Raw genomic sequence first — 23,055 nt, forward strand, 5'->3', positions numbered from 1 at the left:
TGTATATATTGCTGCGCATTGAACAACGAATAGATTACCAGGTCAACCAAAACCGTAACAAACACTTAATAACAGACTTATTCCGATTTATATATTTTTGCGCCATGAGAGAAAATGAGCAGATAAAAGGGCTTTTTGAAAGGGTCTGCTATGATAACAGTATTCAGGCGTACAATGAATTATACATAGCGTTATGTACCCGGCTGATACATTTTTCTGCATCCATTGTTTCCTCGTTTCACCTGGCAGAAGAAATTGTGTCAGATGTATTTCTATCATTGTGGCAAAAACGGAATGATTTATCGCATGTGCAAAACCCGGTGGTATATCTTTATGTAAGCACCAAAAATCTTTCCCTGAATACCCTGCGCCAACAGAAAAGACACCAGCACCATTCGCTGGATACGCTGAATACAGACATGCTGGCTATTGCCCCCGATGCAGAAAACGGAATGGTATCTGCCGAAGTATCGCAAAAAATAGAAAGGGCTATCCGCAGCCTGCCCGCCCGCTGCCAGCTTATCTTCCGCTTAATAAAACAAGACCGCCTCAGTTACCGCGAAGTAGCGGAACTGCTCAATATTTCCACAAAAACGGTAGATGCACAACTCACTATCGCCGTTAAAAAAATATCCCAGGCCATCCGTTTCGACCTGTCGGACGAAACCGCTCAAACCTACCTCCGGCTGGACTCATAATTTTTTTTTGATTTCCTTTAGGGAATTTTTACTGTTTAGTTTGTCCTTCTTACAGATGCAGGAACAAAATGGCTGCTTACATTAAACAGGCGCCTTTTTATTCTTCACTGACACTATGGATCAGGAAAAACTCTATGCGTTGCTGGCCCGCGAAATGGCCGGCGAATTAACTGAAAAAGAAGCCGCAGCATTGGAACAATTGCTGCAGCAATACCCGGATGCCAGCTACATCCGGGAAGTGTTTGCGCAAAACTGGGCTCCGGCGGGCAAAGCATACTCCCCTACGCAGGTGGAACAACTGCTGGAAAAACATCAGCAGCGTATGCAAAACCTCCCAGCTGACACGCTTTATGAAGAAGCGCCCCCAAAAGGACGCAGATGGCTGCTATACAGCGGCATTGCGGCGGGATTCCTCCTGCTCTTCGCCCTCGGCGGATACTGGCGGTATACACAACGGGCCAAAACAACACCGGTGTTATCACAGCTTGTCACCGACAAACGCATGCGCTCACAGGTGCTGCTACCGGATGGTACCAGGGTATGGCTCAATGCCGGCAGTAAACTGGATTATCCCCAACAATTTGCAGCGCATCAGCCCCGGGAAGTAACCCTCGAGGGGGAAGCCTTTTTTGTGGTAACCGCCGATGCGGAACGTCCCTTCCGCGTTCATACCAAAGCCTTTAATGTAAGGGTGCTGGGCACCTCTTTCAATGTAAGGGCCTATCCGCAGGAAGACAGCGCCGTAGCATCCCTTGTGCAGGGGTCTGTGGAAGTGGTGCTGAACGATGCTTCCAGCCAGGTAGTATCGCTGAAGCCCAACGAAAAACTAACCGTACCTGTGCATCCGCAAACAGCACCAACAACAGAAAACACTGCAGCACTAACTACACCCATAATAGTATATAAAACGAAACTCACCACATTAAGAGATAGTATTATCCCGGAAACGGCCTGGGTACAAAATAAACTGGCCTTTAAACACCTGCAGCTCGACAAAGTAGTAAAGATGCTGGAACAGTGGTATGGGGTGGAAATCAACTTTAGTGACGATCGTAAAAAACAACTCTACTTTACCGGTGTTTTCGAATCAGAAAGCCTGGAAGAAGTATTGAATGCACTGGAAACAACCTTATCGTTTTCCTGGCATAAAGATGCAGAAGGCAAAATATGGATTAACTAACATTTCTTTCACCTGTAAAACATTAAACGGACAGTCTGAACAACAAGTAACTACAGAATTTATTAGCTAAGCTTAAACCGAAAAAAAAACGGGAAATGTTCGCACCATTCCCCGTGTAAATATCGGTTAACAGCATTGTATTGGGTAAACTTTCCATCAACAAATTAATTAACCAACAAAACAAATGTATGAAAAAAAGTACAGTGGACAATTGGCTTCCGCCCGGCCGGAGGTTGTATAAACTGTTAATTTTTATGAAGCTTTCTATGCTGCTTGTCACCCTTGCCTGTTTACACGTAAGCGCAAAGGTGCATTCTCAATCCACCATAACAGTGAAGCTCTCGCAGGTGCAGTTGGACAAAGCCCTCGCCCTGCTGGAGAAGAACAGCCATTACAGGTTTGTTTATAACGATGATAATCTTCCGTTAAACCATAAAATATCTATCGATGCAAAAGATTGGTCTATCGACAAAGTATTAAACGAAATACTCGATAATACTTCCCTTCACTTCCGGAAAATGTCCGACAAACTGATCGTGATCGCCCCGGCGGCCGTGGTGAGTAAAGACAACCTGGTAAAAGGCCATGTAGTAAATCCCGCCGGCGAAGTATTGCCAGGCGTAAGCGTAAGGCTCAAAAACACTTCCATAGGCACTGTTACGGATGTAAAAGGCGACTTTGAATTAAAGGTGCCCGAAAATGCCATCCTCGTACTTACCTATGTAGGCTTTGATCAGCAGGAGGTTTCACTCAACGGCCGGGAAACCCTGACCATCACCCTCGAACCTTCTAAAAATTCTATGGAAGAAGTGATCGTGGTAGGTTATGGTACACAGAAGAAACTAAACGTAACCGGCGCTATCGACCAGATTTCCGGCAAACAGCTGGCTGCACGCCCCATTGCCAATGTGATGCAGGGCTTACAGGGCCTCAGTCCCGGGCTGAATATCAGCTACCCCGGCGGCAGACCCGGACAAACGCCTACTATCAATATCAGGGGTGTGGCCAGTATTGCTTCTTCTAACGGGAATATTGCGCCACTCATCGTGATTGATGGTATTGCTGCCGTGATGGACGACCTGTTACGCATTAACCCTGCTGATATCGCGTCTATCTCCGTATTACGCGATGCTGCCTCTGCAGCCATTTACGGCGCACGCGCCGCCTACGGCGTTATTCTCATCACCACCAAACAAGGCACCAGCGGTGGTAAACAAACCGTCAGCTACAGTAACTACTTCGCCATGTCGCGCCGCACCGTTATGCCGGACGCGATCACCGATCCCTATATTTACTCGCGCGTATTGGAAACATCTACCGACAATACACCGTGGGACTATGTAAACTATTCCGATGAGTATTATAAATGGGCAAAGGAAAGATCCGAAAACCCTTCCCTGCCTGATACCCGTATTGATCCGAGCGATCCTACCAAATGGGCGTACATGGGCAGCAACAACTGGAATGATTACTTCTTCAGTAAAAGTAATTTCTCCCAGTATCATGCTATTTCCCTGAACGGCAGCGCAGAAACGGCGAAGAAATTACCTATCAGCTATCTCCTTTCTGCCGACTATACCAAAGAAAACGGTTTGAATAAGCTGGCCAAAGACGACTGGGGACGCTACGGATTACGCGGAAAACTCAGCCTTAAACCCATCAAATGGTTACAGGTAGATAATAACATGAACATCTACCAGACAAAGGCCGATGCCCCTGCATATAACATCACGGACGTGTACTACCTGCAACCCACCCAGGTAGCAGTGAACCCGGACGGCACCTGGGCCAATACCGCCGCCGGCAGACTGGCAGCCCAACTGGTAGACGGCGGACGCAACACGCAAACCCGTTTTGGATTCCAGGACATCATCCGCGGTGTGGCTTCTTTCCTCGACAACGACCTCACCATCACCGGTGACGCCAGCATCAAAAGAGAACTCTGGAAATACCACATCGACCAGAAAAAATATAAAATAGGCTATGGTCCGGACGATATCCGCCAGGAAGGCGGTAACGGCTCCGTTACAGAAAACAACGGTACTATCAGTCACGATGTAATAGACCTCTTCGCCAATTACCACAAAACCCTCGGTAAAGTACACAACATCACTTTACTGGCCGGGTACAACCAGGAGAGCTACGAATGGCAGCTGATAAAGGGTTCCAAGCAAAACCTGATCTCTTCTTCCCTCCCCTACATCGCGCTCACCAGCGGTGATCCTGCGGTAGGTACGGAATATTACTCGTATGCTATCCGGAGTTTTTTCGGGAGAATTAATTACACGTTTAAAGACCGCTACATCATAGAAGCAAATGGACGATACGATGGATCTTCCCGTTTCCCTTCCAGCAACCGCTGGGGCCTGTTCCCTTCCGTATCTGCCGCCTGGATCGCCAGCGAGGAGAGCTTTATGCGGAACACCCTGCCGGTTATTTCCACGCTCAAATTCAGGGGATCATATGGTAGTTTGGGTAATCAGAGCGTAGCCTATTTTGGCTATCTGCAAACCCTGAAAACTAAAAAATCAGAATACCTGCCAGGTGGTAACGCCGGCCAGACAATTATTGCCGGCGCACCTTCCCTACAAGTAGATCCGGCCAACTATACCTGGGAAAAAGTAACCACCACCAACGTGGGTACCGACATGGGCTTTGTGCAAAATAAATTCCAGGCCAGCTTCGACTACTTTATCCGTAACACCACCGGTATGCTGGCACAAGGCCAGGAATTACCAGCCGTACTGGGTACCGGCGCTCCCCAGCAAAACGTGGCCGATCTGTCGACCCGCGGATGGGAACTGAGCCTCGGCTACCGCAACGATTTTAATGTAGCCTCCAAACCGCTCGGCTTCGGTGTGAAAGTTATTTTGTCTGATGATAAAACAAAGATCACCCGGTTCCAGAACGAACAAAAACTCTTTGGCTCCAACTATTGGCCTGGTCAAACCTATGGCGAAATATGGGGACTCACCAACGACGGCTATTTCAAAAATAAAGATGAGATCAACAAACTGGATCAATCTGCCATTATCCCCTGGGGCGCCCTGGAAATTGTAGAAGGATGGCCTAAGTACAAAGACCTGGATGGTAACGGCAAAATTGAACGGGGTATTTCTGCCAAAGATCCCAAAGATCTGAAAGTGATCGGCAATACCAGTCCGCATTACCGCTTTGGTGTAAACCTGGATATGAACTGGAATGGCATCGATCTTTCCGTTTTCCTCCAGGGCATCGGGAAAATGGATTACTATCCGCATCACTATTTATTCTGGGGACCATACCAACAACCTTACGCCAGTATTTACCCCTGGAACCTCGACTACTACCGCGCTACAGCCGACAACGAAGCTACCCGCGCGCAGCATAGCGAGTCCTATATCAAAGCCGGACTGGCAGATGCCAATACCAATTCTTACTTCCCGGTATTACAATCGTGGCTGGCAGATAACAACGATAAAAAAGGACTGGATATCCCGCAATCCAAATACATGCTGAATGCGGCTTACCTGCGTATCAAAAATGTAACCCTGGGTTACACCCTGCCCGCATCACTCACCAGGCGCTATCATATTAATCGTTTACGCATCTACGTAACCGGCGAAAACATCTTTGAATTCTCTTCCATCAAAAAGTACCTGGATCCGGAATCCATTATTGATGGCTATGGATGGGCATATCCTTACCAGCGCAAATATGCAGTAGGATTAAATCTTGATCTGTAAAACCGGAACGTTAAACATTGCAACATGAAAAAATTTACGAGCTATATAATTATCGGGGTGATGGTGATCAGTGCTTCCTGTAAAAAGGACTTCCTCGATCGCTATCCACAGGACGCTATTTCCCCTGAACTGTTTTTTAAAACCGAGGAAGACCTGGCCCTGTATGTGAATGGTTTACTTGACCTGGCCGGTACCGGCGAATACCTCGGGGACCAGAACAGCGACAATGCCGCCACCACCGCCGCAGTGGAAGTAAAAAATATCATGATCGGCTCTCCCAGCTCTCAAACCATTACCAATGGCTGGTTATGGGACAGGCTCCGTGACGTGAATTATTTCCTCGACAATTACAACAAAGCCACTGTTACCCAGGACATCAAAGATCATTATGCCGGGCTGGCCAGGTACTACCGGGCCGAATTTTACTTTGATAAAATTATCCGCTATTCAGATGTTCCCTGGTATGGCAGGGCATTAAATCCCGGCGACCCCGAGCTGTTCAAAGGCCGCGATCCCCGTGCAATGGTGGTAGACAGTATGATGGCCGATCTCGTATTTGCCACCACACACATCCGCACCAGCGTACCCAGTGGCACACCGGGCTTATGGGCCGCTAAAATGCTCTACGCCCGTATTGCCCTGTTTGAAGGTACCTACCGTAAGTATCACCCGGAGCTCAACCTCACCGGCACCGCCGCACGCTTCCTCGACAGCGCGCGCGTTCAGGCACAGGACATTATCAACTCCGGCAACTTCACTATATACAACACCGGTAAACCCGACCAGGATTACGCTGCGCTGTTCTCCAGCCAGGACCTCCTGCTGAACAAAGAAGTGATCCTCGCCAATCCTTATGATATGAATAAAGGCCGCAGCGGCAGTATCAACGGTAACGTGTTCGGGGATTACGAACAATCCGTTTCCCGCGACCTGGTGCAAACCTACCTCATGAAAGATGGTAAACGATTTACCGATATTCCCGGTTATGATAAGCTGCCTTTTGTAGCCGAGTTCCAGAACAGGGATCCGCGTATGCGCCAAACCCTCGCTGGACCGGGCTTTACCCGTGCCGGCGACGCCAGGCCGTATATCCAGCGTCTTAACAAAAACTTCACCGGCTACCACCAATTGAAAGGATACACCAACAGTACCGACCAGGTTATTACCAACAGCGTGGACTTCCCCGTATACCGCTATGCAGAAGCCCTGCTCACCTTTGCAGAAGCCAAAGCAGAACTGAATACGCTCACGCAAACCGACCTGGATCAATCCGTAAACCTGCTGCGCACCCGCGCCGGCATACCGGTTCTTGACCTGGCCACCAGCAATGCCAACCCTGATCCTGTGCAGGCCGCAAAATACCCGGATGTTACCGGCGCAATGAAAGGCGTGCTGCTGGAAATACGCCGCGAAAGAAGAATCGAATTCGCAATGGAAGGGTACCGCTATAATGACCTCATGAGATGGCATGCAGGCAAACTGCTGGAGAAAATCCCGGAAGGCATGTACTTCCCCGGGTTAGGTAAATTTGACCTTACCGGCGATGGTGTGGAAGATATTATCCTGATAGATAAAAGCACCGATATTCCTGCGGAAGATAAAAAAGAAAAGAATTCCCTCGGTATCACACTGGTTTATTACAAAGCCGGCAGCATCGGGGAAAGCGTAACGGTATACCTGAAAAATGGTACCGCAGGCGGCACACTGGTAACGGAAACGAACCTACGTAAGTTTACAGAACCCAAGTACTACTACCGCCCCGTACCTTACACGCAGGTAGCGTTGAACCCTGCACTGAAACAGATTTTCGACTGGCAATAAATCCTTTTATGAATAGAAGAGATATCCTCAAACACACCGGGCTCATGGCAGCCGGCACCCTCCTGGGGCCGGCCGCCGTGAAGGCCGCTGTAAGCGGTAAACGTACCCCGGTACTAACCGTAGCGCATATAACGGATGTGCATATACGTGAAGACCTCAACGCACCGGCAAGATTTAAAAAATGCCTGGAGGAAATCAAAACTAAAAAGGTGGACTTCTTCCTCAATGGCGGCGACTCTATCTTCGATGCCTCCTATGACACCGTAAAAAGGGAAAGGGTCACACAGCTCTGGCAGATCTGGGATGAATGCATCAGCAGCCTGAAATCATATGATGTTTACAGCTGCATCGGTAATCATGATACCTGGTGGAAGGCGCCCACCAAAGACGACAGTATGTATGGGAAAGACTATGTAGTAAAGCGGCTGAACATTCCGCACCGGTATTACAGCTTCACCCGCAAAGGCTGGCACTTCATTATCCTGGATGGCAACAATGAAAAAATAGCCCTGGATGAAGAACAATACCAGTGGCTGGAACAGGACCTGGAAAAGTTGCCGGCAGGAACGCCTACCCTGCTGATGTCGCACTACCCGATCCTGGGAATTACTCCCATCCTCGTAGGTGGCGGCCACTCCGATCATCAGCGGTTGAAAGCCCTCTTTTTTAAACACCGCGACAAAGTAAAGGTATGCCTCAGCGGGCATAATCACCTTTCTGATAACGCAGTTTACAACGGCGTGCGTTACTGCTGCAATGGTGCTATGAGTGGCTTCTGGTGGGAAAAAGGTGATAAGGAATCTGCCGGGGAGGGTTATTACTTTGAAACGCCTCCGGGTTATGCTATCCTGAAATTATACGCAGATGGTGAAGTGGAAAACGAATATTTCGCACACACCTGATTCTTGAAATAAAAGGGGGCTGACCAACAGGTATTGGTCAGCCCCTTTTTCATTACCGGAACTGTGCCAGTTCCCCGGCATCAAACACCCATTCCGGCGTTAACAGCTTTCCCGTAAAACCAGCCTGGTACCAGGGCGTAGCAGCGCCGGGATTCTTTAATACATGGATATCCTGCGCAGGCATGTAACTCTGCGCCAGCAGGAAAATCCTTTCACCGGCGGCATTCTGTGCCACATCCATTACCATTACCGCGTGACCGGGAGCACCTCCTTTAATAAAAACATTTCCGGGTAATATTTTACGTGTATCCTTTACCGGTAGCAGCTCTTTGCTGAGTGATAAAGTACCTGCCCAGGAGAACACCGTTTCGAGGTAGTTGCTGAAACAGGCCGGCCCGCTGCATGGCGCAGCCTTTCTCACTTTCACGAGGCGGTTTTGTTTTAATACAAACCGGTCGCCTTTCATCCAGCTGTTGTAATCCATCAGCGTGCCATCGGTGGCGTGAAAAGCGATCTTCCCAAACTGTTTGCTGTTGTACAGGTATTCCGCATACAGGCGGATCACCGCATCCGCGCATTGCTGTAAATCTTTATTGCCGGTAGAAATATCCAGTACGGCGTATTGTGCCTGTTGATTGTTTTTTAAATGCCCGTTATAAAGATATACTTTGTTATTCTGCTTCAGGGGCATAGCCCGCAGCCAGGCGCCAAAACTGCCAGCCGGTTGCGGCAGGCGGGTAAACCCGGCGGGAAGCGGGAGCGCGCCAACAGATGCAGGACGGGTTGCTCCATTGTAAAACGGGGGACTAACGACAGACACAGCCAGTGCGGATAACTGCCAGGCATATACGAAATGAGCCGGTAAAGTAAGGATTGCTATCAGTAATATCGTCGATCTGCGGGTGCTCATCATAACAATGAATTTCAGGAAAGATGCCGTTCCCGGATTTTTCCATAAAATTATTTTCTGAGCGCTGGGGTGAGTATCCGCTGGATAGTGGGTGTTTTTAATTCTTTTCCTATAAATACCAGTGTGGAAGATGGCGTGGCACTGCCCCACTCTCCTGCCGGTTGTATGTGCAGGTATTTCCCGGTGGATTGTACCAGCATTCTTTCAGGCGTGTCCTTTATGCGGACATATCCTTTGATGCGGTACAGCTGATCCGGGTATGCGTTGAAATGAAGATCCAGTACAAATACCAGCATGTTCAGATCGAAGGCTTCCGGCGATTCAAACAACACCGTATTCACTTTATGCGGATGTTTCACCGGTGCAACAGGTGCGATAGTGGCGCCTATTGGTTTTTCGGGAAAATGCAACTCTTTCAGTGGTACAAACCCATCTTCTGAAGTGGTGATGAATGCCAGCGGGTTCATTTGTTCCAGCTGTTGGGAAAGATAGATCAGTTGAGGTACGGCGAGCTGCTTTATTTTATTGATGATGATCACGTCTGCACAGGAAAGTTGCTTACCCGCTTCCGGCACCTGTTGCAATCTTTCAAAGATATTCTCCGCATCTGCCACACAAATGGTGCTTACCAGTTCGTAATGCCGCTGCACATCGGGCATATGGAACATCCCGATGATGTTGCCCACATCCGCAATACCGGTTGTTTCAATAAACACATGGTCCGGGCGTTCTTCTTTTTGCAGGATGTTTCCCAGTACTTCCAGCAGGTCGTTGTCCAGTGAGCAGCAGATACAGCCACTGGTAAGTTCATACAGCTGGTCTATTTTTTCGGTGATGAGGCCGGCGTCGATATTTACCTTTCCAAATTCATTTTCAATTACAATGTTATTGTGCCCGCTGAACTGTCGCAACAGGCTGTTCAGCACCGTGGTTTTGCCCGCCCCGAGGAACCCGGTCAGTATGTACACCTTCACACGTTCATCTTTACCCATATCTCTTCTTATAGAAAATTAAAAAATAAATACCCAATACAATCAGCGGGATGCTCAGTAACTGTCCCATATCCAGCAGGCGCCCGTTTTCAAAAGCCACCTGGTTTTCTTTCACAAATTCGATCAGAAAGCGGGCGCTGAATACGGTTGTCAGCAGCCAGCCAAATAGTTTGCCCGGCTCCGGGCGCATCCGGTACAGGAACCACAGCCATCCAAAAATGAGGAGATACGCCAACGCTTCATACAGCTGCGCTGGATGACGCGGTATATCATCCACTCTTGTAAATACCACCGCCCAGGGCAGCGTGGACGGCGTACCGATAATTTCGGAGTTAAAGAAATTGCCGGTCCTGATAAACGCACCTGCCAGCGGCACCACCAGCGCCAGGTGATCCAGCAGCCACATCAGCGGCACCCGGAAACGGTAACTGAAAAGTACAGAAGCCAGTACAATACCAATGGCAGCGCCATGACTCGCCAATCCCTGGTAGCCCGTGAAAGTGAACTGACCACCCGAAAAGGTAAAGGGCAGGATCATCTCCCAAATATGTTCCCTGTAATATGCCCAGTCGTAAAACAAACAATGCCCGAGGCGTGCACCGATCAACGTACCCATTATGATGTACACCAGCAGGCGGTTCAGCATTTCGCGCGACTGCCGCTCCCGCCGGAATACATACAGCAATATCATATACGAGGCCGCAAAAGCCAGCATAAAGCCCAAACTATAATACCGCAGTGCAAAACCGCCGATACGGAAAATTTCAGGGGAAACACCCCAGTGTAAAAAGAGCATCAGGATCTGGTTCATTATATCCTGCAAACATAATGAAACAAATATAACAAATAAAATAATTTGCAACAACGTTGCATATCAAAATACCTGTCTCTGCAAATCTCAACCTGAAAATTTATCTTTGTCCGCATGTCGCTATTTATTACATCATTGAATTCGGGAAGCAACGGAAACTGTTATTACATTGGGAATGACAGTGAAGCCGTGCTGGTAGACGCAGGGATTTCGTGCAGGGAAACCGAAAAAAGGATGACCCGCCTGGGCCTCACCATGAGCAAGGTAAAAGCGATATTTATTTCACATGAGCATATTGATCATATCCGGGGAGTAACGGTGCTGGCAAAAAAATACCGCCTGCCCGTGTATATCACCAATATGACAATGGTACATGGCGGCCTCACCCTGGAAGAACAGCTGGTGATGTCGTTTAACCCCTACGAACCGGTACAGATTGGCGCCCTGTCGGTAACCGCGTTCCCAAAACATCACGACGCATCAGAGCCGCATAGTTTTATTGTGGCCGGCAATGCGGTCACCATCGGGATCTTTACAGATATCGGCGCGCCCTGTGAGCATGTGATCCGTCATTTTCAGCAATGTCATGCGGCTTTCCTGGAAGCCAACTACGACGAAGAGATGCTGGACAAAGGCAGATACCCTTACTACCTGAAAAAGCGCATCCGGGGCGGAAAAGGACATTTATCCAATAAACAGGCGCTGGAAATATTTACTACTTACCGGCCGCCGTTTATGAGCCATCTCCTGCTGGCCCATCTTTCCCGTGATAATAACAGCCCTGCGCTGGTACAGGAACTTTTTGACCAGCACGCTAACGGCACACAGATCGTAGTGGCTTCCCGTTTTGAGGAAACAGCGATATACCACATTTCGGTCCGCAATGCCTGCGAAGTTCTGCCACAGAATGATTAAACGCTTCTACACTTCAACCCGTCTTTTAATCCCCGTTTATAGCTACGCCCCTGTCAGTGCCACTCCGCCTGGTACTGGTATGCTTTATGGTAGATACCTGGTACATCTAAACAAAAATATCATGGAAACTATAACACCAACTGCCACTAACGAAGTATTGAACGACCTGATCGCCATCAACAATGATCGTATTGCAGGTTATGAAAAAGCGTTGAAGGAACTGGAAGAAGGTAATAGCGACCTGAGACCGCTTTTTACCGATATGATTGCAGAAAGTCACCAGCTTAGAAATGCACTCGGTAACGAGGTACAGGCAAACGGCGGAACAATGGATTCAGGCACCACTGCCAGCGGTAAAGTTTATCGCGCCTGGATGGATGTAAAAGCCGTTTTTACCGGCCATGACCGTAAAACCATCCTCTCCAACTGCGAAGCCGGCGAAGATGCCGCACAGAGAGCCTATAAAGATGCCATAGAGCATGAAGCACTGCCGGCTTACATCAAAGAATTATTAACCCAGCAAAAAGCAGAGCTGAGACGCTCACATGACCAGATAAAAGCATTACGGGACCAGGCTAAGTAAAACAATGAGTATATCATTATCACCAGCAGCAGGAACGGGTTCCTGCTGCTTTTTTGTTTGGGAGAAAAATAACGGCGAATTATTATCTTGCAGACAAACCATTGCCACTATGGATCACGTATTGCCCGCCTGGTATGATCGGCTCATGAAAAAATACCCGGTAGTAACCCAGGCAGAATGGCAGTTACTGGATAACATTGCCACCGTAAAGCACATAAAAAAAGGAGACGCCTTCCTGAGATACGGCAAAGTAGCCCGCTACTCGGCCTTTGTTATCTCCGGCATGTTCAAATTTGCTATTGTTGATGAAGAAGGAAATGAGAAGATCGTAAAATTCAGCTTCGCAGATGATTTTCTCGCCAACTGCGAAAGCTATAATAAAAAAGCGCCTTCCGCTATCAGCATTATTGCCGTGGAAGACGCCGTGGTATTGAGAATAAATATCAAAAAACTGCAGCCCCTGTACGACCTGCATATGAATCTGCTGCATGTAAACCTGCAACTGTACCAGGAACTATTGGAGCAGCAATCCGAACACCAGTACATCCTTTCTTTAAAAAGTCCGCTGCAGCGTTACCGGTTCCTGCTGGAACGGCGCCCCGCCATCATACAGAAAATATCGCTCACCAATATTGCGCGGTACCTGTATACCAGCCGGGAAGCGTTAAGCAGGGCGCGGTTATTCCTCCTGGACCAGACCCGTAACTTTTGTGACTGAGATCACGGCCGCTCAATTTTCCCCGCAATAGTTTTGTATCAAAAAAGATATGAAACAAAGCATGATCTTATTGCACGGACTTTTCGGCGGACTTAGTAACTGGGAAGGCGTTGTTACACATTTTCAACCGCAGTACGATATACATATTCCATCTCTTCCGATTTATGATGCGCATACCAGCGACCAGCTGGGATACCTTGTTGATTTTCTTAGTCAGTATATCCGGGAAGCAGGGCTCCAACATGTAATCCTGGTGGGCAATTCACTTGGAGGACATGTAGCGATCCTGTACACGCACCGCCACCCTGAACAGGTAGCCCGGTTAATCCTCACGGGCAGTTCCGGTCTTTATGAAAATACCAGTATGGGTAGTTATCCTAAGCGGGGTAATTATGCGTACATAAAAGAACGCGTAGCCTATACTTTTTATGACCCGGCAGTTGCCACTGATGCATTGGTGGCAGAAGTGTTTCAAACTACCACCGATGCGCAGAAATGCTACTGTATTGTGAGGATGGCAAAATCTGCCAACCGTAACTATGTGGCGGCCCTACTACCGGAAATACCTATACGAACATTACTGATCTGGGGAACAGAAGACAAAATTACTCCGCCGGAAGTAGCCCTGGAATTCAGGCATCATTTGCCGCATGCCACATTGGTGATGATTGACGAATGTGGGCATGCGCCTATGATGGAGCGACCGGCGGAGTTCAATAAAATTTTAGAGACGTTCCTTGCGGAGATTTAATTCTTACGTAATAATAATTTCCGGTAAGCCAGCCAGCCCAATGTGCCTGCCAGCAGGAAAGGCCACAGCTGAATAAAGAAAAGGAGAATGTTGCGGAAAATTTCGGCGCCGTTACGCAGGGCTACCAGCAGCTCTGTACCAAAGCCCGCGCGGGTTACACGATCGGGGTTGATGACCACCTGTTCATCCGTTACCTGTGGCTGGAACAACTGCACTGTAAAAGTGGAATAAGCTACATCGTCGAGGATCACGAGGTTATCCATCTGCCGGTCGATAGCCATATCTGCTTTCTGATCTTTGTACTCCACCACATCCAGCGTGGTGCCTTTCTTTGCGGGCGTAACTTTACTCAGCTGTGCTTCCTGTTTTTCCTGGTGTTCATTCTTTAACGCATTGGCCAGGTATTTCAGGGTCATGTCCTGATCTTTTACCACGCGGTAATCAATATATCCTGCCGTGGCCGTGAGGGAATACACCACTGAGTCGAGATGCTCTACTGGTACCTTCAGGGTGAGGTTCGCAGTGGGTGTGTACAGCTGAACATCCTTCACTGAGTCGGCGGAATAAGGCACGCGGAAGTGTTGTACAGATTCGTTCTGCAGATTGCTTTCCACTACAATTCCACCGAGGCGTGTTACCAGTTGCTCCATGCGGGAGGTAGCCTGAAACACGTTACTGACGCGGCATCGCACGTCGGCGGATTTTACTCTTTTGCGGGAAGCGGAATTAAGTTTTGTGATGTCGTTGGAGAAAGACGTGGAATCAGCAGTGGCTGCATAGTCTCTCATTTCTTTGTTCATACCACCCTGGCAGGCACACAGAGCCAGCAGGGGTATACCCAGGTAATAGAGTGAAAGGCGCATAACAGGAGAATTTAACCTTTATACAGATCACGCAGAAAAGGTAACCTTTCAGAAATGTTAAAGTGGTTTTAACGGGTTACATGATAACATGATTTAGTATCTTTAGGTAAGATATAAAATGCCATGCCCGTACTTCCTCAGAAATATCAGACCAGGAAAGCAGCAATTACTGCCGACTTTATTGCTGCGGTGAATGAACACATCGACCAGGTGATGGACGGCAGCCTAGACCAGATGTATCATATCAAAGACTTTGCCCGCCAGTTGTATATTCACCCGGTGCATCTCAGCAATACCATTAAGCTGCACACAGGTCATGCGCCATGTTATTTTTTTGAAATGAGATTAATGGAAGAAGCCAGGAAGATGTTACAAAATCCATTGCTTACGGTAACAGATATTGCCACGAAACTCACGTTCGACAATTCCAACTTTACCAAATTTTTCAAACGGTTTGAAGGGGTTACTCCTTCTCAATACAGGCTGCAGCATGCAGCTGCCTCAGAGGTAGCGTTGCAGGTAGATGGGCTTTAGGAAGTAATAATTATTCAGGGGTTTGTTATCGAACAGGTCGCCGTCATCAAAATAGAAACCATTGGTAAACTCCGTTTTGGAGTTGAGTTGTATTTTACCCGTGCTGTGTTCTACAATAAAGTACACCGGGATGATCACATGATACTTACCACTTTTCCCGGTAAATTTATTCCATTTAATATCCAGTTCTTCCAGCCTGAAGAGGCGTGGTTTCAGGTTGCCGGCCAGGTTGGTGGAGCAATCCAGCTTGGTGATTACGCCATGATCGATTTCTGCTTTTATGGAGAAAGCAAGACTGGTAGCGCCACCTTTCATGGGAACAAGGGCAGAATCCATAAACCGGCTTAGCTGCTGATAAGTATCGTTGAATGAAGGGGTTTGTGCTATGGAGCTGATACCGGAAAAAAGAATGCCTATGCTGAGGAAAATGATATAGAAACAGTTAAATCTCATAATATCAGTTTTTCATCTGGAATAACGTTCACGCCTATCCTGTTTTACTGTATAGTTAAGTTACGATTTCTTCCGGCTAAAAAGATCGCAGGCGTAGAAAAAATTCAATATAATTGAAAGGCACGAGGTTGCATATGGCAGGTAAATATTATTTAAGGGCGGTTGTCTTTCTCCTTTCAGCTTCGCCGGGAGAAAGACAACCACGGTATTTACACGCCTGCCGGTTGCGGCGTTGCCGCTTTGAGCTTTTTACGGTGCAGGTAATGCGCGATCCCTATTTCCAGGCAGGGTATGGCGAGGATAAGCAGGAAGGTGATCAATACACCTTTTTGTAATCCTTTCAGGAAGTGATCAACCTGGATAAGGGCGATATTGATAAACAGGCCACCATTGATGATGGCGGTAATCTTTGTTTCCATGAGATCCGCGCTGACACCCTCTTCAAGACCAATTTTTTCTGAGAGCATTTTGCGGATATATTTTTTGATGGTATAGGCGATGCCTGCACCTTTGGTGGTACGCAGCATAAAGGCGGCCAGTTTGCCCCGTACGCCATCCTGAGCGGCCTGTTGTTCCAGCGTAGTGCCGTATACGTTATAGATCAGCGTGCCCGCAGTATCAATGAGCTGGTTGGTGGAAAGCTTTGATACGTCGGTTGGGCGGCCATCCGGCTGGCGGAACAGGGATTGTATTGCCGAGGAAGCTTGTTGATCAAATCCTGCCGGTACATGCTTTGAGTATACGTCTGCATGCGTTTTTATATCTTTACGTAGACTATTAAAAAAGCCCCATTTAAACGCAAAAAACCCTGCCAGCAGCGGCAGTACGAAAAACCAGCACCAGGCAATAAAGCGGAGTATCCTCCCGGAGCGGGGTACCAGTATAAATTTCCGCAATAAGATCACTAATACTACAGCGATTATAAAAGCAGTGAGACCGGTTAAAAAGGCTCCCCACATAAATTTTCCGGGGTTGGTAAATTCTCCGATGAGGTTAAAGTAGTTAACAACAGATTTCATGGGTGGTTAATTATTGAAGGCACAATATAATTGAAAACCTGTTTCCCTACTTCCCCAGGAGATTAATATTTTTTTGGAGAAAATAAAAAAACATCTACTTTTACATACCAAATGGTCGGTTTTTATGAATGACTCAAGAGAATTAATATTAAATACATCCCTGAAGCTGTTCCTGCAAAAGAGCTTTAAGGAGGTTACCATGAAAGAGATAGTTACGGAAACGGGCATGTCTAAAGGAGCCTTCTATCATTATTTCAGCAGTAAGGAACAGGTGTTTGAGGAAGTGATCCGTTTTTTTTATGGAGACATTATGTCCGTGGATTATAACTCTTTCTCCCAAAATTCCCTGCGGGAGTTCTATCATGATTACCTGAACCATGTTGGCAAACAGATGAAAGTGGCTAAATATGTGCTTGGCGCCAATGATGGGAACGCTTTCAACTCCAATCACTACCTGCTCATTTTTGACGCCCTGAAAATACTGCCTGATTTCAAGGCTCACCTGCTGGAGCGGCAGAAAGAAGAGCTCCGGTCGTGGGTAGAAATAATAAAAACGGCGAAAAAGAAAGGCGAAATTAAATCTGCTATGGCCGACGCCACCATTGCCAGGCTATTTATTTTCAGCGGGGATGGTATGGGGATCAACTACATCATAGCCGATACCCTTGATAAAACAAAGAAGGAATTACAGGTGCTGTGGGATGGCTTGTATACTACGCTGAAACCATAGTTGCGGGTATGGCACGCCTGAATATCTTTATATGCTTTAAAACGATTTATACCTTTCCAACTGCGTGCATAACAGCACGCTTTTTTTAAACAGCAAAACATACCGACTGGTCGGGATTAGGTTACAGCCAACAAGCTAATCCCATAAAACAAACTCATCTCATAAAACAAATCATCTCTCATCTATAAAACAAACCGATCGTTCGGTTTTATAATAACATACAAACAAAATTTTATGAAAAAGAAGCCATTAAGATTACTGATCTTCTCACTGGTGCTGATAGCCGCAGCAGGCAGTGGAATATACTTCTGGCTGAAGTCAGGCGCATTCACTTCTACAGACAATGCACAACTCGACGGTGATATTGTAACCATCCGTTCCGGCGTAACCGCCTATATAGACGCGATCCGTTTTACAGATAACCAACCCGTGAAAAAAGGAGATACGCTGGTGCTGATGAACACCGTTGCCCTCCAGGCAAAAGTGCAACAAGCCCTGGCCCTGCTTGAAAATGCAGAACAAAACCTCAGCGCCGCCGACCTGAAAGCACTGGCCAGCAGTCAGAATGCAAGCGCCTCCCTTCAGAATGCCGCATCAGATAAACAAACCATCGCTGCCGCTACCGCTAATCTCGCCAAAGCGCAGAAAGACTTCGACCGCTCAGAGGAACTGCTCCGCATCAAAGCTACCACCCTGGAACAACACGAAGCCGCCAAAACCACGCTCCTGCTGGCAAAAGCCGATTATGAAAAAGCAGTGAACCACGAAAGGAGCACACTCACCACTTCCTTTGGCCTTGAAACACAGGCGCGCGCAGAACACCGGCAGATATCCGCCACACAGGCGCTCGTGAAACAACGCCAGGCCGAACTGAAACTGGCACAGGAAGAACTGAGCCATGCGTATGTGACCGCGCCGTTCGACGGCTTTGTTACCAAAAGAGTGATCAAGGAAGGCCAGTACATCAGCACCGGCCAAACACTCTGCGCCATCATCGACAACCAGCACCTGTGGGTAACCGCAAACTTCAAGGAAACGGAACTGCATAAAATTAAAACGGGCCAACCCGTGGAAATAACGCTGGATGCCTATCCCGGTGCAGCCCTCTCCGGCCATGTGGCTTCCTTTACCGGCGCCACAGGCGCTAAGTTTTCCCTGTTGCCACCCGATAATGCCACCGGCAACTTTATAAAAATAACCCAACGCTTCCCCATCCGCATCACCCTGGATCGCCCCGCCACTAAAGCTATTGACTTGTTTCCCGGTTTGAGCGCCTTTGTGAAGATTAATATCCAATAACATGACACCAGATTCTTCTGCAACCATCACCTACCCCACCGGGGCGGCCAAATGGATATTAGTGGCCACCGCCGTATCCTGTGCGGTACTGGAACTCATCGATACCACCGTGGTAAATGTATCGCTGCGGGAAATCAGCGGTAACATAGGCGCCACCACTACGGAAATAGCCTGGGTTATCACGGCCTACAGCATCGCCAACGTGATCGTTATTCCGTTATCAGGCATGCTCTCCAACCTGTTTGGCAGAAAACGTTACTTCACAGGTTCTGTGCTGCTCTTCACCTTTTCCTCTTTTATGTGTGGCTGCTCCGATAGTCTCTGGATGCTGGTAGCATGGCGCTTTGTTCAGGGCATCGGTGGCGGCGGACTCTTGTCAACCGCGCAAAGCATCATCATGGATGCCTTTCCGCCGGAAGAAAGAACCACCGGTTTGGTGGTGTTCGGGCTGGGCATCATACTGGGTCCTTCCTTCGGGCCGATACTGGGTGGCTATATCACGGATAATTCCTCCTGGCACTGGATCTTCTTCCTAAACGTGCCAATAGGCGTGGTGGCCGCCTTCCTCTCCTGGAAGTTTGTAGCTGACCTGCCGGGAATTGTAAAACCGAAGATAGATGTGCTGGGGATTGTATTCCTCGCCATTGGGATCGGTTCCCTCCAGTATATCCTGGAAGAAGGCACCACCGCCGACTGGTTTTCCAGCAATGATATCACCTTCTTTTTTATCCTGGCTGTTATTGGCCTGATCCTGTTTGTGATCCGGGAACTCAGTACCAGTGAGCCTGCGGTAAACCTCCGGTTATACCGCAACTTCAACCTGGCGATGGGTAGTCTCATGAACCTCATTGTAGGCATTATCATGACCGGCACCCTCTTCATTTTCCCCTTGTTTGTACAGGTATCACTGGGATGGACCGCCACGCAAACAGGCGCCTTCATGATTCCGGGCATGCTGGTAACCGTAGTGGGGATGGTGATTACAAAGAAAACGCTGGAGAAAGGCGTGAATCCCAAGGTCATTATCCTTACCGGTCTGGCGCTTACCAGCATCTACCTGGTGATGCTGTCATTTTCTTCACCGGATTCCAACGCCGGCGATTTCTTCTGGCCCTTTATGATACGGGGTGTAGGCGCTATCCTGATGGTAATGCCCGTGCTGGGACTGGCCACCGCCGGCCTTACCGGTAAAGATCTCGCGCAGGCCGTAGGCCTATCAAATATGCTGCGGCAGCTGGGCGGCGCACTGGGTGTGGCTTTGCTGAATATCTACCTCAGTCATGAAAATGCATATGTACGCAATAACATGATCCCCTTCATCAATCCATACAACCCGGTGAGCACAGATTACGTGAACGGGATCACTCAAAGCATGGCCGCCAATGGCTACGGACCGGATGAGTCATCACAACTGGCCTGGCAACTCACGGATACAGCACTCAACAAACAAGCGCTGCTGGTAAGTTACAATCATGGCTTCATGATCGTAGCGCTTATCATGCTGCTGGCAGTACCGCTCATCTTAATGATCCGGTACAAGAAAACGGCTGCCCCGGTAGTGATGACAGATGCCCATTAATCAATGTAAAAATGAAATACATGAAACGCCTTTTCCTGATTATACTTTGCTGCATACCCGCCGGCGTGGGAGCACAAAATGCAGCGCCGCTTAAACTCAGCCTGCAACAGGCCCTCGACATGGGTTTAGCCAACCGCTACGACATGCAGGCCAACAAATACAATATTACCATTGCAGATAATGCCCTGAAGAAAAGCCGGCAGGAATGGTTGCCCGATATTCATGCCGAAGGAAACGTCCGTTACAATACGCAACTGCAGGCCACCTTTGTGCCACCAGGCTTTGGCGGCCTCGATAAGGCAGAACTGCTGGCACTCGGCGCCAAAAACGCTACGATACTGGGTATTGAACTGGATCAACCCATACTGCAACCCACTCTTCTTACGGACATAAAAATAGCGCGGAATAACCTCGCATTACAGCAGGAGAAAAACAGGGCTGATGAAATCAATATCAAAGTTCAGATTGCTACGGCCTATTACAACGTACTATTAAAGGATTTGCAGCAAACCATTGCTGCCCGTGACGAGCAACGGTTCCACGAATATTATACACTGGCAGCAGGCAAATACAAACAAGGCGCCCTTATTGAAACCGACTACCTCCGGGCGCAACTGGATTATGATAATGCAAAGATCACCACCACTACCGCCAGGCAAAACTATGTACTGGCCGTAAATGGTTTGAAGTACCAGCTGAATATGCCCGGATCAGGAGATATCACGTTAACGGATACACTTGGTGGCGGTACTGCTGCCGTGCCCCTATCTTCCGAAAATTATCAAAACAGAACAGAGATCAAACAGTTGAAATTGCAACAGCAGGATGATCAGCTACAGCTACGCAAGGCCCGTCAATATTCAATTCCAACGGTATCGGTAATGGCTAACTATTCGCAGCAGTATTTATACAACGATTTTAAATACACCCAGGGCGAATGGTGGAGTCCTTTTAGTTATGCTGCGCTCAAAATAAATGTTCCCATTTCAGGGAATATCAAAAATCAGCGCCAGATAAAAAACTACCAGCTTAAAACGCAACAAACTACGGCCCAGCTACAGCAAAAAACAGCCGATGTCCGGTATGATATATTGCAGGCAGGAACAGAGCTGAACAATGCACTGCTGAATATGCAAACCACCAGGAAGAACTACGATCTGTCTGAAAAAATATACCGGCAGCAACAACAGGAATTTGCAGTAGGCAGCTTTGCCTATAATAATTTACTGGAAACGGAAAGATCTATCAGTACAGCGGAACAGCAATATATCAAAGCACAGTACGATTACCTGATGGCGCAAATAAATTATAACAAGGCAACAGGCGCCTGGTAAAACAGGCAGGAGTAAGTTTCAACGACAGGCATATGGATTAACAGCAGCAAAAGGGTGTATCAACCGTTGATACACCCTTGTTTTTTATCAGAACTTAACGGCCTTGCCTGTACGGACAGATTCGCGGGCAGCAGCCAGGATACGCACTACTATTACATTGTTGGCCGGCGCGTACAACCCTTCTGCCGGCATGGTTACTTTACCATTCAGCACGTCGATCAGGTAGTTGAACGGATCTTCATATATCGGTATATCCGTTGCCGTTATACGGCGCGTAATGGCGGGCGACCGTTCGTTGTTACGCTGAATAAGGGTGTTTTTATCGGCGGCAATAAGATAGCCTTTATCGCCATACACTTCCATATCCTTCCGGCTGAAGCTCCAGTTCCACGAAGCCTGGATGGTGCATTGTGTATCGCCATAATCCACCAGGATAGTGGCGTCATCTTCCACTTTGGGATATACCTGCGGTTTAAAGTGACGGGCCACTGCGGTAACGGATACGGGCAAACGATTTTTCATGAGATGCGTCATGAGATTGGCGCCGTAGCAGCCAAAGTCCATGAGTGCGCCGCCACCATTCAGTACCGGATCGGTGAGCCAGTTGAGGAATTCGGGGCCGCAGCCAATTTCTTTTGGTCCCTGGTGACCATCATTCACCGTCACCTTTCTCACTTTCCCGGCGTAGCTGCTGTCTTCCAGCAGCTGGAATGTTTTGGCTACGGAAGGATACCAGCTGGTTTCATAATCGGTGAGCAGCTGTACTTTGTACCGGCGGGCCAGCGAGTCCATATACACAGCGTCAGTCACCGTAGTAGCCAGCGGCTTTTCCACCATGATATGAATATGCCGGGGTGCGGCGGCCTCCACTACTGCCCGGTGGGCTTTTATGGAGCCAAATGCCAACACTGCAGTGGGTTTCACCGCATCCAGCATTTTACCGAGATCAGTATAAAAAATATTTTCAGGAAGATGATATTGCCTGGCCCTCAATTTAGCTACTGCCGTATCTGGCTCGTAGATGCCAACAATCTGAATGTCCCCTTTGTTTGGGCGACCGAGAATAAAAGCCGCATGTCCGTGCGATACACCGGCAACGGCTACACGCAGTGGCTGGGCCATGATGCAACTAAATACATGCATCAGCAGGAAAGTAAAAATAACAGAACGCATCCCTAAATCTAGGGAATATGTTCTGCTTTTAACAGCTAAATAGATGAGTGGTATTTAGCGCTTTT

General features: G+C 48.1%; 21 protein-coding genes. 14 read left to right on the forward strand and 7 right to left on the reverse strand.

Translation table 11 applies throughout. The annotated features are described in order from the left end of the window. The first annotated feature begins 104 nt into the window (after nt 1-104). The 5 genes from V7S65_RS23520 to V7S65_RS23540 all read left to right on the forward strand — a co-directional run bounded on the left by V7S65_RS23520 (nt 105) and on the right by V7S65_RS23540 (nt 8,326). Nucleotides 105-698, forward strand: a complete 594-nt coding sequence (locus V7S65_RS23520) for an RNA polymerase sigma-70 factor (protein ID WP_159454450.1) — start codon at nt 105-107, stop codon at nt 696-698. Between the two features lie 115 nt (nt 699-813). Continuing rightward, nucleotides 814-1,878, forward strand: coding sequence for a FecR domain-containing protein (locus tag V7S65_RS23525; protein WP_336387987.1), 1,065 nt, complete (start codon nt 814-816; stop codon nt 1,876-1,878). 254 nt (nt 1,879-2,132) lie between these two features. After that, nucleotides 2,133-5,603 (forward strand): SusC/RagA family TonB-linked outer membrane protein, encoded by a 3,471-nt coding sequence (locus tag V7S65_RS23530; protein ID WP_336387988.1) that lies wholly within the window; start codon nt 2,133-2,135, stop codon nt 5,601-5,603. Between the two features lie 24 nt (nt 5,604-5,627). Next, nucleotides 5,628-7,424 (forward strand): RagB/SusD family nutrient uptake outer membrane protein, encoded by a 1,797-nt coding sequence (locus V7S65_RS23535; RefSeq protein WP_336387989.1) that lies wholly within the window; start codon nt 5,628-5,630, stop codon nt 7,422-7,424. Nucleotides 7,425-7,432: 8 nt separating this feature from the next. Then, nucleotides 7,433-8,326, forward strand: coding sequence for a metallophosphoesterase family protein (locus V7S65_RS23540; RefSeq protein ID WP_336387990.1), 894 nt, complete (start codon nt 7,433-7,435; stop codon nt 8,324-8,326). Nucleotides 8,327-8,378: 52 nt separating this feature from the next. On the opposite strand, the gene V7S65_RS23545 is transcribed toward V7S65_RS23540, so the two are convergent. Genes V7S65_RS23545 through lgt form a run of 3 tightly spaced genes read right to left on the reverse strand, consistent with a single transcriptional unit; the run spans nt 8,379 to nt 11,039 of the window. Further along, nucleotides 8,379-9,239: a DUF4846 domain-containing protein gene (locus V7S65_RS23545; protein WP_336387991.1), complete on the reverse strand. Its 861-nt coding sequence runs from the start codon at nt 9,237-9,239 to the stop codon at nt 8,379-8,381. 47 nt (nt 9,240-9,286) lie between these two features. Further along, nucleotides 9,287-10,228 (reverse strand): CobW family GTP-binding protein, encoded by a 942-nt coding sequence (locus tag V7S65_RS23550; protein WP_111579310.1) that lies wholly within the window; start codon nt 10,226-10,228, stop codon nt 9,287-9,289. Then, nucleotides 10,221-11,039 carry a prolipoprotein diacylglyceryl transferase gene (gene lgt, locus V7S65_RS23555; RefSeq protein WP_336387992.1) on the reverse strand — a complete coding sequence of 273 codons (819 nt, stop codon included), beginning with the start codon at nt 11,037-11,039 and terminating at the stop codon, nt 10,221-10,223. Before lgt ends, V7S65_RS23550 begins: the two co-directional genes overlap by 8 nt. 114 nt (nt 11,040-11,153) lie before the next feature. On the opposite strand from lgt, the gene V7S65_RS23560 reads away from it, so the two are divergent. The 4 genes from V7S65_RS23560 (at nt 11,154) to V7S65_RS23575 (ending at nt 14,006) form a co-directional block, all read left to right on the forward strand. Then, on the forward strand, nt 11,154-11,954 hold the full coding sequence (locus V7S65_RS23560; RefSeq protein ID WP_336387993.1) for an MBL fold metallo-hydrolase: 801 nt from the start codon (nt 11,154-11,156) through the stop codon (nt 11,952-11,954). 121 nt (nt 11,955-12,075) lie between these two features. Beyond that, a complete protein-coding gene (locus tag V7S65_RS23565; RefSeq protein WP_079472723.1) occupies nt 12,076-12,537 on the forward strand; it encodes a ferritin-like domain-containing protein in 462 nt (153 codons plus the stop codon). A gap of 4 nt (nt 12,538-12,541) precedes the next feature. Then, complete coding sequence (locus V7S65_RS23570; RefSeq protein WP_336387994.1) at nt 12,542-13,255, forward strand: Crp/Fnr family transcriptional regulator; 714 nt, start codon at nt 12,542-12,544, stop codon at nt 13,253-13,255. Nucleotides 13,256-13,316: 61 nt separating this feature from the next. Further along, nucleotides 13,317-14,006: an alpha/beta fold hydrolase gene (locus V7S65_RS23575; protein ID WP_336387995.1), complete on the forward strand. Its 690-nt coding sequence runs from the start codon at nt 13,317-13,319 to the stop codon at nt 14,004-14,006. On the opposite strand, the gene V7S65_RS23580 is transcribed toward V7S65_RS23575, so the two are convergent. Then, entirely contained in the window at nt 14,003-14,869 is an 867-nt protein-coding gene (locus V7S65_RS23580; RefSeq protein ID WP_336387996.1) for a DUF4349 domain-containing protein, read from the reverse strand. The two genes, V7S65_RS23575 and V7S65_RS23580, sit on opposite strands and share 4 nt — an antisense overlap. Nucleotides 14,870-14,992: 123 nt before the next feature. Between V7S65_RS23580 and V7S65_RS23585 the strand changes: the two genes are divergently transcribed. After that, nucleotides 14,993-15,403 (forward strand): helix-turn-helix domain-containing protein, encoded by a 411-nt coding sequence (locus tag V7S65_RS23585; RefSeq protein ID WP_079472720.1) that lies wholly within the window; start codon nt 14,993-14,995, stop codon nt 15,401-15,403. Here V7S65_RS23585 and V7S65_RS23590 read toward each other — a convergent pair. Then, nucleotides 15,371-15,856, reverse strand: coding sequence for a hypothetical protein (locus V7S65_RS23590; RefSeq protein WP_079472719.1), 486 nt, complete (start codon nt 15,854-15,856; stop codon nt 15,371-15,373). The genes V7S65_RS23585 and V7S65_RS23590 overlap by 33 nt on opposite strands. A 209-nt stretch (nt 15,857-16,065) precedes the next feature. Next, a complete protein-coding gene (locus tag V7S65_RS23595; RefSeq protein WP_336387997.1) occupies nt 16,066-16,875 on the reverse strand; it encodes a hypothetical protein in 810 nt (269 codons plus the stop codon). A gap of 124 nt (nt 16,876-16,999) precedes the next feature. Here V7S65_RS23595 and V7S65_RS23600 point away from each other — a divergent pair, with 124 nt between their 5' ends. The 4 genes from V7S65_RS23600 to V7S65_RS23615 all read left to right on the forward strand — a co-directional run bounded on the left by V7S65_RS23600 (nt 17,000) and on the right by V7S65_RS23615 (nt 21,817). Further along, nucleotides 17,000-17,605, forward strand: a complete 606-nt coding sequence (locus tag V7S65_RS23600; protein ID WP_079472717.1) for a TetR/AcrR family transcriptional regulator — start codon at nt 17,000-17,002, stop codon at nt 17,603-17,605. Between the two features lie 234 nt (nt 17,606-17,839). After that, nucleotides 17,840-18,904 carry an HlyD family secretion protein gene (locus tag V7S65_RS23605; protein WP_336387998.1) on the forward strand — a complete coding sequence of 355 codons (1,065 nt, stop codon included), beginning with the start codon at nt 17,840-17,842 and terminating at the stop codon, nt 18,902-18,904. 1 nt (nt 18,905) lies between these two features. Then, complete coding sequence (locus V7S65_RS23610; RefSeq protein WP_336387999.1) at nt 18,906-20,483, forward strand: DHA2 family efflux MFS transporter permease subunit; 1,578 nt, start codon at nt 18,906-18,908, stop codon at nt 20,481-20,483. A gap of 20 nt (nt 20,484-20,503) precedes the next feature. Further along, nucleotides 20,504-21,817 (forward strand): TolC family protein, encoded by a 1,314-nt coding sequence (locus V7S65_RS23615; protein ID WP_336388000.1) that lies wholly within the window; start codon nt 20,504-20,506, stop codon nt 21,815-21,817. An 87-nt stretch (nt 21,818-21,904) separates the two neighbouring features. Here V7S65_RS23615 and V7S65_RS23620 read toward each other — a convergent pair whose 3' ends face one another. Then, nucleotides 21,905-22,990 (reverse strand): Gfo/Idh/MocA family protein, encoded by a 1,086-nt coding sequence (locus tag V7S65_RS23620; protein WP_336388001.1) that lies wholly within the window; start codon nt 22,988-22,990, stop codon nt 21,905-21,907. Between the last annotated feature and the right edge of the window lie 65 nt (nt 22,991-23,055).

The organism is Chitinophaga sp. CCNWYY40, from assembly GCF_037483205.1.
Lineage (GTDB): Bacteria > Bacteroidota > Bacteroidia > Chitinophagales > Chitinophagaceae > Chitinophaga > Chitinophaga ginsengisegetis.

Bases quoted from the DNA above. Each gene is read 5' to 3' on its own strand.
- V7S65_RS23595 (WP_336387997.1), bottom strand. From the start codon at position 16,875: ATGAAATCTGTTGTTAACTACTTTAACCTCATCGGAGAATTTACCAAC.
- V7S65_RS23610 (WP_336387999.1), top strand. From the start codon at position 18,906: ATGACACCAGATTCTTCTGCAACCATCACCTACCCCACCGGGGCGGCC.
- V7S65_RS23590 (WP_079472719.1), bottom strand. From the start codon at position 15,856: ATGAGATTTAACTGTTTCTATATCATTTTCCTCAGCATAGGCATTCTT.
- V7S65_RS23615 (WP_336388000.1), top strand. From the start codon at position 20,504: ATGAAACGCCTTTTCCTGATTATACTTTGCTGCATACCCGCCGGCGTG.
- V7S65_RS23560 (WP_336387993.1), top strand. From the start codon at position 11,154: ATGTCGCTATTTATTACATCATTGAATTCGGGAAGCAACGGAAACTGT.
- lgt (WP_336387992.1), bottom strand. From the start codon at position 11,039: ATGAACCAGATCCTGATGCTCTTTTTACACTGGGGTGTTTCCCCTGAA.
- V7S65_RS23525 (WP_336387987.1), top strand. From the start codon at position 814: ATGGATCAGGAAAAACTCTATGCGTTGCTGGCCCGCGAAATGGCCGGC.
- V7S65_RS23580 (WP_336387996.1), bottom strand. From the start codon at position 14,869: ATGCGCCTTTCACTCTATTACCTGGGTATACCCCTGCTGGCTCTGTGT.
- V7S65_RS23550 (WP_111579310.1), bottom strand. From the start codon at position 10,228: ATGGGTAAAGATGAACGTGTGAAGGTGTACATACTGACCGGGTTCCTC.
- V7S65_RS23540 (WP_336387990.1), top strand. From the start codon at position 7,433: ATGAATAGAAGAGATATCCTCAAACACACCGGGCTCATGGCAGCCGGC.
- V7S65_RS23520 (WP_159454450.1), top strand. From the start codon at position 105: ATGAGAGAAAATGAGCAGATAAAAGGGCTTTTTGAAAGGGTCTGCTAT.
- V7S65_RS23545 (WP_336387991.1), bottom strand. From the start codon at position 9,239: ATGATGAGCACCCGCAGATCGACGATATTACTGATAGCAATCCTTACT.
- V7S65_RS23585 (WP_079472720.1), top strand. From the start codon at position 14,993: ATGCCCGTACTTCCTCAGAAATATCAGACCAGGAAAGCAGCAATTACT.
- V7S65_RS23605 (WP_336387998.1), top strand. From the start codon at position 17,840: ATGAAAAAGAAGCCATTAAGATTACTGATCTTCTCACTGGTGCTGATA.
- V7S65_RS23570 (WP_336387994.1), top strand. From the start codon at position 12,542: ATGAGTATATCATTATCACCAGCAGCAGGAACGGGTTCCTGCTGCTTT.
- V7S65_RS23620 (WP_336388001.1), bottom strand. From the start codon at position 22,990: ATGCGTTCTGTTATTTTTACTTTCCTGCTGATGCATGTATTTAGTTGC.
- V7S65_RS23565 (WP_079472723.1), top strand. From the start codon at position 12,076: ATGGAAACTATAACACCAACTGCCACTAACGAAGTATTGAACGACCTG.
- V7S65_RS23535 (WP_336387989.1), top strand. From the start codon at position 5,628: ATGAAAAAATTTACGAGCTATATAATTATCGGGGTGATGGTGATCAGT.
- V7S65_RS23600 (WP_079472717.1), top strand. From the start codon at position 17,000: ATGAATGACTCAAGAGAATTAATATTAAATACATCCCTGAAGCTGTTC.
- V7S65_RS23575 (WP_336387995.1), top strand. From the start codon at position 13,317: ATGATCTTATTGCACGGACTTTTCGGCGGACTTAGTAACTGGGAAGGC.
- V7S65_RS23530 (WP_336387988.1), top strand. From the start codon at position 2,133: ATGAAGCTTTCTATGCTGCTTGTCACCCTTGCCTGTTTACACGTAAGC.